10 protein-coding genes and 1 tRNA gene are annotated in these 17,854 nt (G+C 45.1%); 4 read left to right on the forward strand and 7 right to left on the reverse strand.

Features of this window, described 5'->3' with window-relative positions:
* Window positions 1–178 precede the first annotated feature (178 nt).
* Window positions 179–2,548 (forward strand): beta-glucosidase BglX, encoded by a 2,370-nt coding sequence (gene bglX, locus NNC77_RS09295; RefSeq protein WP_254970548.1) that lies wholly within the window; start codon window positions 179–181, stop codon window positions 2,546–2,548.
* A 125-nt stretch (window positions 2,549–2,673) separates the two neighbouring features.
* Here bglX and NNC77_RS09300 read toward each other — a convergent pair whose 3' ends face one another.
* The 5 genes from NNC77_RS09300 to NNC77_RS09320 form a co-directional block, all read right to left on the reverse strand.
* Entirely contained in the window at window positions 2,674–3,552 is an 879-nt protein-coding gene (locus tag NNC77_RS09300; protein WP_254970546.1) for a DUF4923 family protein, read from the reverse strand.
* Window positions 3,553–4,269: 717 nt separating this feature from the next.
* Window positions 4,270–7,092: a M16 family metallopeptidase gene (locus tag NNC77_RS09305; protein ID WP_254970544.1), complete on the reverse strand. Its 2,823-nt coding sequence runs from the start codon at window positions 7,090–7,092 to the stop codon at window positions 4,270–4,272.
* Between the two features lie 238 nt (window positions 7,093–7,330).
* Window positions 7,331–8,713, reverse strand: coding sequence for an MATE family efflux transporter (locus NNC77_RS09310; RefSeq protein WP_254970543.1), 1,383 nt, complete (start codon window positions 8,711–8,713; stop codon window positions 7,331–7,333).
* A gap of 93 nt (window positions 8,714–8,806) precedes the next feature.
* Complete coding sequence (locus tag NNC77_RS09315; protein ID WP_254970541.1) at window positions 8,807–9,454, reverse strand: FKBP-type peptidyl-prolyl cis-trans isomerase; 648 nt, start codon at window positions 9,452–9,454, stop codon at window positions 8,807–8,809.
* An 18-nt stretch (window positions 9,455–9,472) separates the two neighbouring features.
* Window positions 9,473–11,035, reverse strand: a complete 1,563-nt coding sequence (locus NNC77_RS09320; protein WP_006848488.1) for a glycine--tRNA ligase — start codon at window positions 11,033–11,035, stop codon at window positions 9,473–9,475.
* 105 nt (window positions 11,036–11,140) lie between these two features.
* Between NNC77_RS09320 and NNC77_RS09325 the strand changes: the two genes are divergently transcribed.
* Window positions 11,141–14,002 carry a DNA gyrase/topoisomerase IV subunit A gene (locus NNC77_RS09325; protein ID WP_254970539.1) on the forward strand — a complete coding sequence of 954 codons (2,862 nt, stop codon included), beginning with the start codon at window positions 11,141–11,143 and terminating at the stop codon, window positions 14,000–14,002.
* Window positions 14,003–14,240: 238 nt separating this feature from the next.
* Here NNC77_RS09325 and NNC77_RS09330 read toward each other — a convergent pair whose 3' ends face one another.
* Entirely contained in the window at window positions 14,241–15,518 is a 1,278-nt protein-coding gene (locus NNC77_RS09330) for a histidine-type phosphatase (protein WP_254970537.1), read from the reverse strand.
* 40 nt (window positions 15,519–15,558) lie between these two features.
* Window positions 15,559–16,674 carry an SGNH/GDSL hydrolase family protein gene (locus NNC77_RS09335; protein ID WP_254970535.1) on the reverse strand — a complete coding sequence of 372 codons (1,116 nt, stop codon included), beginning with the start codon at window positions 16,672–16,674 and terminating at the stop codon, window positions 15,559–15,561.
* A 182-nt stretch (window positions 16,675–16,856) separates the two neighbouring features.
* Between NNC77_RS09335 and NNC77_RS09340 the strand changes: the two genes are divergently transcribed.
* Both NNC77_RS09340 and NNC77_RS09345 read left to right on the forward strand, forming a co-directional pair.
* Window positions 16,857–16,938 (forward strand) — tRNA-Leu (locus NNC77_RS09340).
* Between the two features lie 343 nt (window positions 16,939–17,281).
* A complete protein-coding gene (locus tag NNC77_RS09345) occupies window positions 17,282–17,635 on the forward strand; it encodes a hypothetical protein (RefSeq protein ID WP_006848494.1) in 354 nt (117 codons plus the stop codon).
* The last annotated feature ends 219 nt before the right edge of the window (window positions 17,636–17,854 follow it).

Here is a 17,854-nt window from a genome sequence, read left to right on the forward strand (position 1 = left end):
ATACCGCATCCACTTTTTATATATCCTCCATTTTTCTTATCCATCTCATTATCAGACATATTTTTATCTAAAAAAGAAAAATTCATCCACATTTTAACATTCGTATCGCGCATCGTATCATCTTTTTTATTATCTTTGCAGAAGATAAACATAAAAATAACAATTAACATAATAAACAATGAGAACAGCACTTTTATCACTCACATTTCTTTTGGCTGGTTCTATGGCAGCACCTGCTTTCGCCCATACCGCAGCCCCTAAGAAAAAAGTAACTGCCACAACCAAGAAAGGCAAGATTCTACCCATGAAGGAGTATATCGACCAACTGATGGCGAAGATGACGCTACAGGAAAAGATTGGTCAGCTGAACCTGATGGTAGCTGGCGACATCACCACCGGCGGCGCACTTGACACCCAGGTAGGCAGCGATATCGCCCAGGGTAACATGGGCGGAGTTTTCAACATCAAAGGCCTCGATAAGATCAAGGCTCTGCAGGAAATCGCCATCAAGAACAGCCGTCTGGGCATCCCGCTGCTCGTAGGTATGGACGTGATTCATGGTTACGAAACGATGTTCCCTATCCCTCTCGCCCTCTCCTGCTCATGGGATACCGAGGCGATGAAGAAGGTAGGCGAAGTATCGGCCAAGGAAGCAAGTGCCGACGGCATCAACTGGACATTCTCTCCTATGGTAGACATTGCACTCGATGCCCGCTGGGGACGAATAAGCGAAGGAAATGGCGAGGATCCTTATCTGAGCGGCGTGATGGGAGCAGCGATGACTCAGGGCTACCAGGGCGTGGATATGCACACAGAAGAGATTCTGAGAGCCAACCGCATCATGGCCTGTCTGAAGCATTTTGCCCTGTACGGAGGCGTTGAGAGCGGAAAGGAATATAACACGGTAGATATGAGCCGTATGCGCATGATGAACCAGTATCTGCCACCTTACGAGGCAGTGGTGAAAGCTGGCGTAGGCAGCGTGATGTCTTCATTCAATCTCATCGACTACATACCTGCTACAGCCAACAAATGGATGATGACCGATGTCTTGAGAAAGCAGTGGGGATTCAACGGTTTCGTGGTCACCGATTACGCTTCTATCGCCGAGATTCTGCAGCACGGAACGGCAAAAGACATCCAGGAGGCTTCAGAACAGGCGCTGAAGGCTGGTACCGACATGGACATGTGCTCCAACGCCTTCGTAAAGCATCTGGCAAAGAGCATAGCAGAAGGAAAGGTGAGCGAGGAGGATGTGAACATCGCCTGCCGCCGCATTCTGGAAACGAAATATAAACTGGGCCTGTTCAGCGACCCTTACCGCTACTGCAACACCAAGCGCAGCAAGAGCGAGATTTACACCGCAGAGAACCGTCAGGCAGCCCGCAATGTAGCAGCAGAGACCTTCGTGCTCCTGAAGAACGAAGGCAATATCCTGCCACTGAAAAAGGAAGGAAAGATAGCCCTGATAGGTCCGCTTGCCGACACCCGAAACAACATAGCCGGTACATGGAGCGTGGCTCAGGTACCATCTAAATATACCACCATCAAGGAGGCAATGGAGCATGCACTTGCCGGAAAAGCCACCTTATTATATGCCCAGGGAAGCAATATCTGGCGCAATCAGGAACTGCAGCAAAACGGCGAATCCGGCAAGCCAATCAACTGGGGCAACGAGGCTGAGATGAAGGCTGAAGCGCTGAAGATAGCTAAAGAGGCAGATGTCATTATATGTGCTATGGGCGAAAGTGCCGAGATGAGTGGCGAATGCGGTAGCCGTACCAACCTGGAGATGCCGGACGTACAGCGCGAACTGCTTGCCGAACTCCTGAAGACGGGCAAGCCTGTTGTGCTCCTCAACTTTGCGGGCCGTCCTACGGTTCTTACTTGGGAGAAAGCCCATGTACCAGCCATCATGAATGTATGGTTTGGAGGTTCAGAGATGGGCGATGCACTCTGCGATGTTATCTTTGGCGACAAATCGCCATCGGGTAAGCTCACTACTTCGATGCCTAAGACCACCGGTCAGGAGCCTCTCTACTACAACCATCAAAACACCGGCCGCCCTGTAGCAGACGATAATGAGAAGTTTGCCAAGTTTGCCAGCAACTGTCTGGATGTAAGCAATGGTCCGCTCTATCCTTTCGGTTACGGTTTGAGCTACACCTACTTTTCATACAGCAACTTCCGCCTGAGCAGCCAGGAGGCCGGCATCAGCCATGAGGAGGCTACCGAATGGCAGGATGGCAAGAAGATTACAGCTAGCGTCACCGTTAAGAACAATGGCTCCCGCGATGCCGACGAGATTGTGCAGCTCTACATCCGTGACATGGTAGCCAGCATCTCCCGCCCTGTAAAGGAACTGAAAGGTTTCCAGCGCATCCATCTGGCAGTAGGTGAAAGCAAGGAGGTAAGCTTTGATATCACCCCAGATATGCTCAAGTTCTACAACGCAGATCTGAAGCACGTGATAGAACCTGGCGACTTCCAGATTATGATAGGAACCAACAGCAAGGATGTAAAGACAATGAAACTGAGCGTGAAATAAACAAGAAAAATCGCCCTGTAAAGAGCAAAGCATAGCTTGAAAGATGCTTTACTTCTTACAGGGCGATTTCTATTGACTGAGCCCACTCCAACAGAAGGTTCAGTTATGGATTCTATCCTTCAGGATTACTTAGTCATCTCGAAACCTACACGCATACCATCGTAATTATTGGCGATAGTACCGATAGCGCTGAGCGTAGAACTGCCCTTGAGGGCACCCATGGTCTTGATGAGGTTGAGCAACTTTGTCTGGTCGAAAAGCAGGCTGATGCCGTTGGTAGTCTTCGTAGCATAGCCCGACATACTCAAGAGCAAGCCCTTCATCTGAATGGCATGAGTCTTCTCATCAAAAGTATAATTACCCTGCCATGACTTGCCGTCAATCTTGGCTGCGAAAGTTCCATCAGTTTTGAAAGTGAAATAGGTATTTGAGCCGCTGAAACCAAACTTGCTGTAATACTCACCCAACTTCTCCTCTACCTTGTTGGCAGCAATCTCACCGCCAGCCTTTGCCAGGAGATTCTCAGAAGTAAAGGCGCATCCCGGCTTGCTGTACTTCCAGGTATGGGCACAGAGATCCTGCTTGCTGAAGGTACCTGAACCGATTACATTATTCAGAATGCCATTGATAATGCTGCTACCTGCAGAGCTGCTGCTGTTAGAGTTCCCACCCAGTACAGCACCCAAGATACCTGCAACGGTTGAGCCTGCATTGCTGGTTGCACTGGTAGATGTAGCGGCATTGCTGGTTGTTGCTGCAGTTGTTGTTGCAGTCGCAGCTGTTGTGTTAGATGTAGCAGAAGTTGTTTTCTTTGTAGAAGTCTTCTTGGTCGTAGTCTTCTTAGAAGTCTTCTTCGAAGTCTTCTTTGTTGTCTTCTTAGTCGTTTTTTTAACCGGCATCATCTCAGACATTGAGGCATTGAGCGCTGCCTCGTTCATAGCGCTTGCGTTGCTGCCAGCTGTGCATGCGAGCACGAGGGCAGCCAAAAGAAATACCTTTTTCATTGCTTTCTATATATTTATTTTATCACTCTTATTTATATATACCCAATACTTCCTATTGTTCTTTCGGGTGCAAAGTTCGCAAAAAAATCGGAAATACGATAAGAAAAATCCCTATTTCGCGGTATGAATCTCCCTAAAAACTCAGCATTTCTGCTCTTTCTACGTTATTATAGACGATTGCGATGACAATTCGTTTAAAAGATAATGAAAAAAATCGTTCAGGAAATACTAATTATCGGTCTAAAGGGGGAAAACTGCTCAAACGATTGCACTTTTTTTTGACATACATCAAAAAATAACGAATAAAACACGTATTTTCATGCATTTTATACCTAGAAATAGGTAGAAACCCCTATCTTTGCAAGCGGTTAACAAATATCAATAGGTTATGAATGATTTAATTAAGGTAAATTCAGAAAATCAGAATCAGGCTATCGATAGATGCCAACAGATTCTTCAGGATCGCCGAGAGGCTCTTGCCTCTAAGGCAAAGAGAAGAGGTTAATACTCTTCAGAAACAAGAAGTAAAGGAGGAAAGATGATGCTCTTATACAATATAAAGACGCATCCTTTCTTTTTAAAGAGAGATTTTTCGAAACGACTCTTAAATGATGAGTTTCAAAAATTTTGGGAAAAGAAAAAAACGTAAAAATCCCGTTGTCAGCCATTTGGCTCGTACAACGGGATTTTTTCGTTTATTATATCAAGTCCGAGATTTTACTTCTCGTTCTTCACTGCCTTCATGATGATCTCGAAATGATTACCACTCTTCAAGATGACATTCTTCAGGAAGTCTGAAATCTCAGATGCCTTCAGATTCTTCACCATCTCCTTGTAATCGCTATGAGTATCAACACCCATACGCTCGTATGTGCTCAATGCACCAAGCCAATAACCGTTAGACTTCTCGCTAACAGCAGCCTGCTTCAGGAGAATCTCCTTTACCTTCTGAAGGTCTTCTGCATTTGGCTGGGCTACGGTCTCGTCCATACCCTTGAAGAAGTAAGGAATAGCGATATCCGACTTCTCTGGGTTCAGCTGAGCCACGGCAGAAATAGAGATGGCAGCCTTGTTATCATAATCGCGAAGCAAACCATAGTTTGCACCTGCATGATAAGCAGCGCTGAGTTCCTCACGGATAGTACGCAAATACTTCATCTCCAAAAGGCGGGCTGAAACATCAGCAAGAACCATATACTGCAAGGTGAATGGAGCCTTGGTATACCAGATCTCTGTTGCCTGGTTCTGTGGATTCTCCATTGCCTTGGTAAAGACATTGCTTACCTTACCCTTAGCATAAGGAATCTGCTTGTTCTTAAGCTTGAAGCCATTGTTTGGCAGACTGGCGATATACTGCTCGATGAGTGGGAGGAGAGTCTTCTCATCATAGTTACCTACGAAATAGAAGGTGAAGTCCTTGGCATTGCCGTAGAACTGCTTACCAATCTCCAGGATACGGTCGTAGTTAATATCCTTTATATCGCTTGCCTCTGGCACACGGGCAAGTTTGCTACCCAAATAGAGGGTGCTCTGAACAGAATCCTGATATACGAGGCTTGGGTTGTTGCTCTTGTTGGCAAGAACAGTAGCCATCATGCTCTTCATATTGTCAAAGCTCTTCTGGTCCTTGCTTACTGCGGTCATCTTGAGATAGATGAGCTGCATCAGGGTTTCGATGTCCTTAGGAGTAGAATTACCCTTCAAACCATGATTAAAAGGACTCAAGCTGAACGAAACGCCAGCCTGCTTACCTGCCAAAGCCTTATCAAGCTCATTGCTTGAGAAATCGCCAAGACCACTAGCATCGAGCACATCTGCTGCAAATGCAGCATTCAGGAAGTCTTCCTTGCCGAAAGTAGAATAGCCCACATTGGCTGAAGCTGCGAAAGCAACCTCATTGTCCTTGAAATCAGTCTTCTTCAATACCACCTTAGCGCCATTAGAAAGAGTCAACTCCTTGAAGCCCAGCTTCTTATTCTCAACAGTCTTCTTAATCTTACCAGCCTTAGGAGCCTGAGCGATGAGAGGTTCCTGCTTAACATTATCCACATAAGCCTCGAGCTTCTCAGCACGTACGTGCTTTACGATGGCAGAGAGTTCCTGCTCTGTAGGATAAACGGCACCAGCCTGCTCGCGCATCATAACCAATGATACAAGGTTGGTATCGCTCTGGCAAACCAACTGCTTGGCATAGCTGTTGATAACCTCAAGAGGCAAGTTTGGAACTACCATCTTCCAGATCTGACTCTCCTCTTCTACTGACGGAATAGGCTCGTTAGAAGTGAAGTTATCCACATACTGGGTGGTAAACTGCTCGTTCTTCATCTTATCCTTGTTGGCAAGCGCCTTGTCAACCTGGCTCATGAATTCATCCTTGGCACGCTGATACTCAGTAGCTGTGAAACCGAACTCATGCATACGCTGTGCCTCGCGGAGAACAGCAGCATAAGCCTCCTTAATCTTTCCTGGCTTAGCAACACCGGTAAGGGTGAAAGCATCCTTAGTACTTGAAATCAGGTATGAACCATCACCGGCATTTGCCTGGAGATATGGACAGTCTGGCTCCAATGCCTTCTCAGCATAACGGGCAGCAATCATAGAAGAAATCACGCTATCCATGTATCCCTTCAGGAGATAGCTCATGTTGCTCTTCAGAGAATCTGGCACAGCATTGTGCTTCATATAAACCTGGAAGAGATCAACCTGCTGCTCCTTATCCTTGTCGATAACATAGATGGCAGAATCATTATCAGATACTTCTACCTTCTCTATCTTAGCGGCATTCTTAGGTACCTTGATACCTGAGAAGAGTTCCTTAATCTTAGCTTCGATATGATTTACATCTACATCACCCACGATGATAATAGCCTGATTGTCTGGGCGATACCATTTGCGGTAGTAAGCACGGAGAGTTTCTGGTTTACAACCATCGATAACGCTCATCAAACCGATAGGAAAACGGTAGCCATACTTTTCGCCCTGATAGAGCTTAGGAAGTGAACGCTCTATCATGCGCTGCTGACCCACGATACGCATACGGTACTCATTGTGTACCACATCGCGCTCGCTCTCGATAGCATCCTCTGTAAGACTGATACCATTACTCCAGTCCTTGAGGATAAGCATACAGGAGTCTACGGCTGTTGTACGGGTAGTAGGAACATCTGTGAAGTAATAAACTGTCTTCTCTACTGCTGTATAGGCGTTGAGATTACGGCCATACTGCACACCGATGCTCTGCAGGTAATCCTGGAGGGAATTACCTTTGAAGTGATCGGTACCGTTGAAGGCGAGGTGCTCGAGGAGGTGAGCCAAACCGCGCTGGTCATCATTCTCATTGATAGAACCCACTTTCTGAGCGATGTAGAAACTGGCTACATGCTCAGGATAACTGTTGTGACGAATGTAGTAAGTCAATCCATTATCAAGACGACCTATCTTCACATTCTTGTCTACCGGAATAGCTGGCATCTGCTGTGCCATCGCTGTACCTGCAGAAAGGAACAGCACAACTGCTGCAAAAATCTTTCTTAGTTTCATCTGATTTTAATTATTTATATATTTATTGATTTCTATATCATTCTTTCTTTATACCTTATTATATATATCATGCTACTTAACAAGTTCGCCTATATATAACGACAAAACCTGTGACATGGTTACTGTCTGCGATGCAAAATTAAGAAAAATAAAAAAGATTTGCAAACATTTTAGAGAATATCTTCCCGATGTATGCAAATCTTAACCTAAAACTAACATTGGAGGCAGAAAACCAATCCTAACCTACATGAAAACTCTTCATCCATGAACCTCTGAAGAGGCGGATAAGGAAGAGGATTCCCCTGAATGTGAGTTCGGTAGCCATCGCTATCCATACTCCCTCCAAACCATAGCTCTTGGAAAGCGCATAAGCCAGAGTGAGGCGCACCAGCCACATGGTACCGAGATTGATCATCGCCGGTTTCCTGGTATCGCCCGCTCCTACACAAACACAATAGGTCACGATGCTGGCTGCAAAGAATGGTTCAGCAAAAGCCTCGATGCGCAAACAGATGGTACCCATCTCACGGATGCTTTCTACCGGAGAAAGAACGCCAATCATCTCAGGAGCAAAGACATACATCACCACTCCCATCACAGCCATCACAGCCATTCCCAGTCCTACTGTCATATAGGCAAAATTCTTGCACAAACCTACTCGCCCTGCTCCATGCGTCTGTCCCACCAGAGTGGTAGCCGCATCACCAATTCCATAACCCGGCATATAGCAAAGACTCTCTGCCGTTATAGCAAAAGAATGGGAAGCAATGGCTATATTGCCAAGAGGTGCCACAATCATGGTACTCACTATCTGCGCCCCACTCATCAATATGTTCTGTATGGCTATCGGAATGCTTATTTTACAGGCATTATGAACATACGACCTGACCCAACGGAAACGGACATGGTCCTGACGGAGATTCAGTATCTTATTCTTGAAACCTGCAAGATAAAGATTAGGCAGAGAGATGCAGACATAAGCCATCGCCGTTCCTAAGGCAGCCCCCACAACACCCAACTTCAGGATATAGATAAACAGGTAATTGAATATCACATCGCAGATGCAAATCAATACTGCCATCACACTAGGTGTATGCATATTGCCCGCAGATTTCAGCATCATCTCGGATATATGATAAAGGAAAACGAATGGAAGTACCAGACCGTATATCAGAAAATAGCGAGAGGAATTGGTGACAATATCAGCACCTCCACCCAGCCAATAAGGCAGATAACCATGAATGCCGACACAGAGAAGAGAAACAAAAATGCTGAACGCCACACCGCAAATCAGCGCATGACGAAACACCTGACGGGCATTTGCAAAATCATTGGCTCCGATAAAATGAGCCACCTGTACTGAAAAGCCAGTAGCCGCTGCACTGAGCAAGCTACCTATAAGCCAGGTAGTAGACTCAATCAATCCGATACTGGCAGAAGCCTCAGCTCCCAGATGACCCACCATAGAAGCATCGATGAAGAACATCATCACCGTAGAAATCTGAGCCAGCATAGAAGGTATACTCAACCCTACAATAAGATTGAGTTTCTCGCGCCGATCCATCTCCCTACCCAGGCGAATCGACTCCATCAAATAATCTGTCTTCTTGCTATAAAGCATAAATTAATTTCTCGTATATCGCTCATACAAAAAAATATGTGCATATATCATTTCAAACATATGCACATACTTTTCTCTAAATCTTTATTCTTATTATTCAGTAATCCACTTCTTGCCAGAAGCTCTCTTATAACTCTTGAGCACCATCTCAAAACGGAGCATTGAATAGCCTTGGATTGAAGAATTACCACTCTCGCCATAAGCCAGCTGGTATGGAATGAACACCTGCCAATGGTCGCCCGGATGCATCTTGAGCAATGCGGTGGTAAAGCCATCGATAAATCCACCGGCCACACTACGGGTAGGATTAGCTGTAGTTGCATCAAAAGTACCCGTAAAACTCTGGTCGAAGACGTAACCTTCCTTATAATTATCAGTAGGAATGAAACGGCCACGATAGCTCACCTGTACCGAATCGGTAAGGATTGGAGAAGTTGTACCCTCTCCCTCCTTCAGAACATGAACGATGATATTATCGCAATCCTTATAAGTAAGGGTCACTAAATTACCATTCTGATCTTTGTTCGGAGTCTGTTTTTCGAACGTCCAGTTCTTATAAACGTACCAGCCGTTAGCTTCGCCCATCTTCCTGGCATAAGCCAATGTATCGGCAAAAGCCTGCTCGTTACGCTCCTTCCAGTTGGCATATTCCGAGACAGTATCATCATCTTCGCTACATGATGACAGTGTGATCACTGCCATCATGAGGAAGAAGAAATATTTCAAACTCTTAAGATTCATCTAAATGTATTTGATTAATTAGAAGTTCTTGATTTCCTTGCCAAGCTTCTTCAATACGCTAGTGATGCTTACGCGCTCCTCGATGATGCTGCGAAGATCTGAGATAGCTACGCGCTCCTGCTCCATGGTATCACGATAACGCAGAGTTACCTTATGATCGTTTGGAGTCTCGTGGTCTACGGTGATACAGAATGGAGTACCGATAGCATCCTGACGGCGATAACGCTTACCGATAGAATCCTTAGGATCGCCATAGTGAGTATTGAAGTGGAACTTCAGCTCGTCAACGATTTCGTGAGCCAACTCTGGCAAACCATACTTCTTATCCAATGGGAACACAGCACACTTAACAGGTGCCAAAGCCTCTGGCAAACGCAAAACAACACGTGTCTCGCCATTCTCCAGCTTCTCCTCGCAGTAAGAGTGGCACATTACGCTGAGGAACATACGGTCTACACCGATAGATGTCTCTACATCGTAAGGTACATAGCTCTCGTTCTTCTCTGGATCGAAGTACTTGATAGAACGGCCGCTGTACTTCTCGTGCTGAGAAAGGTCGAAATTGGTACGGCTGTGGATACCCTCTACCTCCTTGAAACCGAATGGCATCTTAAACTCGATGTCGGTAGCAGCATTGGCATAGTGAGCCAGCTTCTCGTGATCGTGGTAACGGTAATTCTCATTACCCATACCGAGAGCCTCGTGCCAAGCCAGACGAACCTTCTTCCAATACTCAAACCACTTCATCTCAGTACCAGGCTGGCAGAAGAACTGCATCTCCATCTGCTCGAACTCACGCATACGGAATACGAACTGACGGGCTACAACCTCGTTACGGAAAGCCTTACCAATCTGGCAGATACCGAATGGCAACTTCATACGGCCGGTCTTCTGAACACTCAGGTAATCTACGAAGATACCCTGAGCTGTCTCAGGACGGAGATATACCTTGCTTGTAGCATCGCTGGCAGCACCCATCTGGGTAGAGAACATCAGGTTGAACTGACGGACATCAGTCCAGTTCTTGGTACCGCTGATAGGGCAGACAATACCCTCATCCTCAATAATCTGCTTCAGCATCTCCAGATTAGGACCCTGCATAGCCTCAGTATAGCGGGCATGGAGATCATCAAACTTCTTTTGGTTCTCCAGAACGCGAGGATTAGTTGCACGGAACTGAGCCTCATCAAAGCTATCGCCGAAACGCTTCTTAGCCTTGGCAATCTCCTTGGCAATCTTCTCCTCATACTTAGCCATGTGATCCTCGATGAGCACATCGGCACGATAACGCTTCTTTGAATCGCGGTTATCAATCAATGGGTCATTGAAAGCATCTACGTGTCCAGATGCCTTCCATACTGTAGGGTGCATGAAGATAGCTGCATCGAGACCAACAATGTTCTCGTGCAACAATACCATACTCTGCCACCAGTACTGCTTGATATTGTTTTTGAGCTCAACACCATTCTGACCATAGTCATAAACGGCAGCCAAGCCATCATAAATTTCACTACTTGGGAACACGAAGCCATATTCCTTGCAATGGCTTACAATTTTCTTAAAAACATCTTCCTGTGCCATGATTAAATCTTATTTTTTTCAAATTTTCGGCAAAGATACTCTTTTTTCTCGAAAAATTGTTGTATTTTTGCCATAAATTAATAAAATAAGTATTAAAAGCTATATATGAGCGACGAAATTAAAGATAAAAACGGTCTTGAAGAGGAAAAATCGCCAAATTTGGAAAATTCTTCTGCAGAATCTGAACAGGATGCTGCGGAAGATGCCAACGAGGAGATTTCGACCGAAGAACATTCCGATTATAAGCCGGTGAACCGATTCGATGCTTCTGCTGTACATCACCTCAGCGGAATGTATCAAAACTGGTTCCTCGACTATGCATCGTATGTGATCCTCGAGCGTGCCGTTCCTCATATTGAGGATGGTTTGAAACCGGTACAGCGACGCATCCTCCACTCTATGAAGCGCATGGACGACGGAAGATACAACAAGGTTGCCAATATCGTGGGACATACCATGCAGTTTCACCCTCATGGTGATGCGTCTATCGGAGATGCTTTGGTACAGATGGGACAGAAAGACCTGCTCATCGATACGCAGGGTAACTGGGGAAACATTCTTACGGGCGACCGTGCTGCTGCTCCCCGATATATCGAGGCACGCCTCTCTAAGTTTGCTCTCGATGTGGTTTTCAATCCTAAAACCACCGACTGGCAACTCTCTTATGATGGCAGAAACAAGGAGCCTATCACGCTCCCTGCCAAATTCCCGCTGCTCCTGGCACAAGGTGCCGAGGGTATTGCCGTGGGATTGAGCAGTAAGGTTTTGCCACATAATTTCAATGAGATTTGCGATGCTGCCGTCCACTATCTCAAGGGCGAGCCATTCCAACTCTATCCCGACTTCCCTACAGGCGGTGCCATCGATGTAAGTAAATACAATGATGGACAGCGAGGTGGTGCATTGAAGGTAAGAGCCAAGATAGACAAACTCGACAACAAGACACTCGTTATCAGCGAGATACCATTCAGTAAGACTACAGGCAGCCTCATCGATTCTATCACCAAAGCGGTAGAAAAGGGTAAGATTAAGGCACGCAAGGTAGACGATGTTACTTCGGCAAATGTTGAGATTCTTGTGCATCTGGCACCAGGTACCTCATCAGACAAAACGATGGACGCACTCTACGCATTCAGCGATTGCGAAATCAACATCTCGCCCAACTGCTGTGTCATCGAAGACAACAAACCTGTATTCCTCACCATCAGCGATGTGTTGCGCCACAGCGTAGACCGCACTATGGGATTGCTGCGCAAGGAACTGATGATCAGAAAGGGTGAATTGGAGGAACAGCTCTTCTTCTCTTCTCTCGAACGGATTTTCATCGAGGAACGCATCTACAAGGAGCGAAAGTTTGAGCAGAGTAAGAGTCAGGATGAGGTTGTTGCCTTCATCGATTCAAAACTCGAGCCATTCAAGGACAAACTCTTTACTGCCGAAGTAGACGGTAAGGGTATGGTAGAATATGCCTTCCATCGGGAAATTACCCGCGAGGACATTCTCAAACTCCTGGAAATCAAGATGCAGCGAATCCTTAAATATAATAAGGATAAGGCAGACGAACTGCTGATGAAGATTAAAGCTGAACTTGCAGAGATTGAGAACGACCTGGCTCACATGACCGATGTAACTATCAACTGGTTTGAATATCTCAAGGGCAAGTATGGAAAGAACCATCCTCGCAAAACAGAAATCAGAAACTTCGATACCATTGAGGTGACTAAGGTGGTAGAGGCTAACCAGAAACTCTATATCAACCGTCAGGAAGGTTTCGTTGGTACAGGTTTGAAGAAAGATGAATTCGTATGCAACTGCTCCGACCTCGATGACATCATTATCTTTTATAAGGATGGCAAGTTTAAAGTCACCAAGGTAGCCGACAAAATATTCGTTGGCAAGAATATCCTCCATGTTCAGGTATTCAAGAAGAACGACAAACGCACCATCTACAACTGTGTTTACCGCGACGGCAAACAAGGCGATTACTTCATCAAGCGATTCAACGTAACCGCCATGACCCGCGACAAGCTGTATGACATCACCCAGGGTACACCTGGCAGCCGCGTCATCTATTTCACCGCCAATCCGAATGGAGAGGCAGAAATCATCAAGTGTACGATGGAGCCCGACCTGACGAAGAAGCGCCAGAGCATCTTCCTGGAGAAGGATTTCTCTGACATTCTGATTAAGGGACGTGCTGCAAAAGGTAATCTCCTGACCAAGCGCCCTATTCGCCGTATCGGTCTGAAGAGTCACGGCCACAGCACGTTAGGAGGCAGAAAGGTTTGGTTCGACCCAGACGTAAACCGCATCAACTACGATGAGAACGGCCGCTTCCTGGGCGAATTCAATGATGATGATTCTATCTTGGTAGTACTCGACAACGGTGAATTCTACATCACCAATTTCGATGTCAACAACCACTACGAGGACAACATCATCCGCTTAGAGAAATGGGATGAGCACAAGATCTGGACGGCTATCCTTTACGATGCCGACAATCAGGGATATCCATACATCAAGCGATTCACGATGGATGCCACCAAGCGCCATCAGAATTTCATGGGAGAGAACCCTAACTGCAAGTTCATCTTGCTTACGGATACGATTTATCCACTTATCAAGGTTACTTATGGCGGTGTGGATGCCATCCGTCCTGCCGAAGAAATCGATGCCGAACAGTTCATTGCGCAGAAGAGTTTCAAGGCAAAGGGTAAGCGTCTCACGACATTCAAGATTGACAGCATAGAAGAACTGGAGCCAACCCGATTCCCAGAACCTCCTTCTGAGGATAATGATGAGGAACCGGATGGTTCTGACTCAGAGAATGAAGGTGAAAACCTTGATCCAGATGCTGGCAAAAGCGAGCAACAGGTGATTGACGAACTGACCGGTCAGACCAACCTCTTCTCAGAAAAAGATTTCGAAGAAGACCAGAAGGATAAAGACTGGTTATCGAAGCAATAAAAAGCGCAAGGAAAGCAGCAAGAAAAGCGCAAAAGAAAACGCAAGGAAAGCGCCCATCATAAAAAAAAGGAGCTTAAGCCCAAAAAGCTTAAGCCCTTTTTTTTATTATCTAGCCATTTGCATTTCGCGCTTTAGCGTTTCAGCATTTCGCGTTCAGTAAAAAAGAAGCCAGTCCCCCTCCTGCCCCCGTTCCAGGCGATTCCATCGCCTGTCCCCCAGCAGTCAGTAGCCTTCATTTTTACCTTTTATACCCCGCCAGCTTTTTCAGGCAGTATTCCTTAAAGTCATTCCAGTGGTAATAAGGTGCCACATCGCTCTTGATAGGCAAAGTAGCCTCATCTTCATTCAAAAGCACCTTCACCAGCACATCATTCGCCTTGTTTCTATAAAAAACAAACTGCAAATTCGTAGCCATCGGAGTAATCTTATAATCCCACCATTGAGAAGCAATCTTCTCCGGATCCTTAATCTCTTCGCCATATCCATTCAAATCCAGCAAACAGGTAAGCGGAGTAACCATCGTATCGTGTCCATATCTCAATGTAGCGCCCGGATGCGGCAAGGCGATGCAGCTATCCGCCTTCTGGATGATGTTTCTCAAGAGATTGCGCTGGGAGAACGGCTGCACATTGCCCGTATAAGGCGAGTTGCCGTAAGCCATCTGCCACCAGATGTTGGCATTCAGCCAGTTCTGATACAGTTCCTCCTCCGTAAAGAGGTCATAGAGCGAAACCGTGCCTCTCAGTTCCGTGCCTTGGATTGAGCTTGCCATCTCATAAAGTTTTCTGTTCAGGTCACTCTGGTTGATATTCTGCTTCACCCAGGCAGGGTCGTTGAACAGTTCCTGCATCACACGGCTATAGCTAACATGCTTCTGTGCAAATTCCTGCTGTGCCACCTTGATACCCACGCTGTTCTTCAAGCTGTCCAGATATCGGTCGCCCTGGTTCATATAATACATATCATGCTCGCTGGCATCATGGAAGATATGAAGTTTCGGATTCATGCGAAGCATCTGCTGCAAACCGTTCTCCATAGAGAGGATGCATCGGATTACCAAAGTACTTCGGGCCTCAATATTCGTATTACCGGCAAAAATCTCAGGGAAGCGCTCCATCATTCTTCTGGTGATACCCTGATGCTGGAGAGCCCCGAGCGGAGTCAGTTCACCATCGCGCCCCTTCGCCTCCTCACGAATCATCTTCACCTTAGCCAGCGTTTCCTCGCCCTTAGCTGTCAGTTTGCCCTCCTGCTTCGCTTTGAGCAGAGAGAAATAAGGCACATCATAAGCCTTCTTGCCAATCATATAGCGGGAACCATGCCGGCCATAATGGCTCAGATAGAAAGGCTTATAACCTTTAGGAGCCGCAGTCAACTGCTTCTGCGGACCACGATAAGCTACATAGTTACTACCCGAAAGCGTAATATCCCGCTTGAAATCCTCTTGCGGAGTCTGTGCTGTCAGAGGCATCGCCAATGTAAGAGATGCCAACAATAATAGATTTTTTGTGTTCATTGTTATCATATAATTTTGTTTGGGAAACATGCAATTTCATTTAATTCCAATTCATCAGTTTTCTCAGGAACGGAAACAATTCTGCCGCCATCTTCCGATGCTGCAACATACTAGGATGCCAGCTGGCGCCATAACCTAAATCTCCTTTCTGGAAACTGAAATCGAAACGGTAAATATTCTTATCGGTTTTATTGGCATCAGCACAGATTCTATCAAGCACAGTTCGCTGCTTGCTACTCTCCTTATCGCCGAGCATCGGACCTGTCAACATCACAATCTTTGCATGAGGATACTTGCTACGTACCGTTTTAAGAAACATGCGATAATTCTTCTCGTAGAGTTGAATATCATAATTCTTGGTAGAAAGATCGTTCGTACCCAGATTGATACAGACTAACTGAGGCTGATACTTGGCAAAATCCCATTTTTCATCATGCTGGTCAAATAAGGTATATTCATATTGCCAAGGCATGTTATCGGCATCACCTGTCTTCGGACCATTATAATTACGATATACACCGATACCACTACGGGAGATAGAAGTATGCTGAGCCTTCAGACTGTCACTTACGATATTGGCATAAGTAAGCCAATGGTTCTCCGTTTCATCCTCAAAAGGATCAGACTTGTTGATACTTTCTACGCCATAACCGCAGGTGATTGAATTTCCGATAAATTCAATCTTCCGTTCCGGGAGAGCCGGAGCCTCAACGAGCTGACATCCCTTATCAAGAACGAATCCCCTAAATTCCGGTTTACGGAATAAGCCTTCTATCACATACATCACCTTAGCATGATGCACGCCCTTTGGCAAAGCCGCAGCCAGGGTAACAACCGAATCGCGTTCGGTATTAAAGCCCACTTTGAAAGGTTCGCAACCATCAATCTGCGCCATGAAATATCCAGTCTTCGGGCGACACAGCATTTTCAGAGAAGAACCTTGAAAACTAGCCTCAATCGCAGTTCCCGGATAATTGAAACTGGCTACATCAGGATTCTTAGCAAAGCTCACACGCCCAACATACTGAATCATCGGATGAGAAGCCTTTACGATCTCTCCCTCAATAGGAAGAGCAGTTGATTTCTTCACATTTCCAGCCATCATCGTGGAAGAAACCATCAATGTAGCCAGCATCATAACCCATATTTTTTTCATATTCCTGTTATTATAGTTTTTATCTGTCCTTACCATTCAGCCTTCATTTTTGCAATGTAAAGACAAAACAATATCTGTTTGCAAAATTACCATTATTTCTCGTAAAAAGCAAGTAAAACCATCATTTTTTTCATTTTTATTCTTTTTATTCAAATTATTATTGTATCTTTGCACCCAAGAATGCGCTTGTGGCGAAATTGGTAGACGCGCTAGACTTAGGATCTAGTGGTTTAGGCCGTGTAGGTTCGAGTCCTATCAGGCGCACCGAAGAAAATCCTAACTGCCTGATAATAAGCGGTTAGGATTTTTTCATTCTAGAAATTGCCGAGTTTTTGCCGAGTTTTCCGAGCGTTATACTATTTAGAAAACTCGAAGATAATCAGATATTTTGACAAGCAACTCTGACTACAGATAATTAAGTTAAAAAGAAAAATTATCATTATACGAAAAAACATATTCTTTAGCTTGACAGAATCCTGTAATATTACATCTTTTAAGATAATCGTCGGTTACCTTCACTCATTGCTTAGAGACATTATTAAGTTCTCCAACATTCTCTACAATAGAAAAGAGGGTAATTCTTCAGATTGTATCGGATGAAACTAAAATGAAAGCGACAGCATCAGAAGGAATTATAATCAATGCTGTTATAGAGAGCAAAGACATCAATCTATCTGAAGAATATTTGCTTCATTTACTAAAGTCTAATTGTAAAATATCTGACAGAGTAAAATTGGCAGTTCTAATCATATCAGCCCAACCAGAGAATACAGAAAAAGTTCTTACTGCATTAGGTAATCAATATGCTGAGTTAAGCAATAAAGGCAAACGACCAACCATAAAAGCAACATCTTGGAATGAGTCTTTACTAAAATTGCTACAACAACAGAAGTACATATCATCCTACCAGACAACCAAAGGAAAAGAAGAATTCCGAATTTTCCACAAATCAAAAGGATGACCACCGTCTTAGAAATATAAAGTCTGCACTTCCACCATTGGAAGATGCAGATTATTTCTCATTCCACCCTTTGCGATAGACTAAACTTTGATTTTAGCATATAAAAACATCACTAATAATACATACCAATCATACTACAACTATCCCCTCGGCTTGCCGCAAAAATGAGCAACATTTTTCTTAGGGCAATATGCGAATTTTCAGCCGGTTAGCGTGCGA

The sequence above is a fragment of the Segatella copri genome, assembly GCF_024330485.1.
Lineage (GTDB): Bacteria > Bacteroidota > Bacteroidia > Bacteroidales > Bacteroidaceae > Prevotella > Prevotella copri_L.

Bases quoted from the DNA above. Each gene is read 5' to 3' on its own strand.
- NNC77_RS09325 (WP_254970539.1), top strand. From the start codon at position 11,141: ATGAGCGACGAAATTAAAGATAAAAACGGTCTTGAAGAGGAAAAATCG.
- bglX (WP_254970548.1), top strand. From the start codon at position 179: ATGAGAACAGCACTTTTATCACTCACATTTCTTTTGGCTGGTTCTATG.
- NNC77_RS09310 (WP_254970543.1), bottom strand. From the start codon at position 8,713: ATGCTTTATAGCAAGAAGACAGATTATTTGATGGAGTCGATTCGCCTG.
- NNC77_RS09330 (WP_254970537.1), bottom strand. From the start codon at position 15,518: ATGAACACAAAAAATCTATTATTGTTGGCATCTCTTACATTGGCGATG.
- NNC77_RS09335 (WP_254970535.1), bottom strand. From the start codon at position 16,674: ATGAAAAAAATATGGGTTATGATGCTGGCTACATTGATGGTTTCTTCC.
- NNC77_RS09315 (WP_254970541.1), bottom strand. From the start codon at position 9,454: ATGAATCTTAAGAGTTTGAAATATTTCTTCTTCCTCATGATGGCAGTG.
- NNC77_RS09300 (WP_254970546.1), bottom strand. From the start codon at position 3,552: ATGAAAAAGGTATTTCTTTTGGCTGCCCTCGTGCTCGCATGCACAGCT.
- NNC77_RS09305 (WP_254970544.1), bottom strand. From the start codon at position 7,092: ATGAAACTAAGAAAGATTTTTGCAGCAGTTGTGCTGTTCCTTTCTGCA.
- NNC77_RS09320 (WP_006848488.1), bottom strand. From the start codon at position 11,035: ATGGCACAGGAAGATGTTTTTAAGAAAATTGTAAGCCATTGCAAGGAA.
- NNC77_RS09345 (WP_006848494.1), top strand. From the start codon at position 17,282: ATGAAAGCGACAGCATCAGAAGGAATTATAATCAATGCTGTTATAGAG.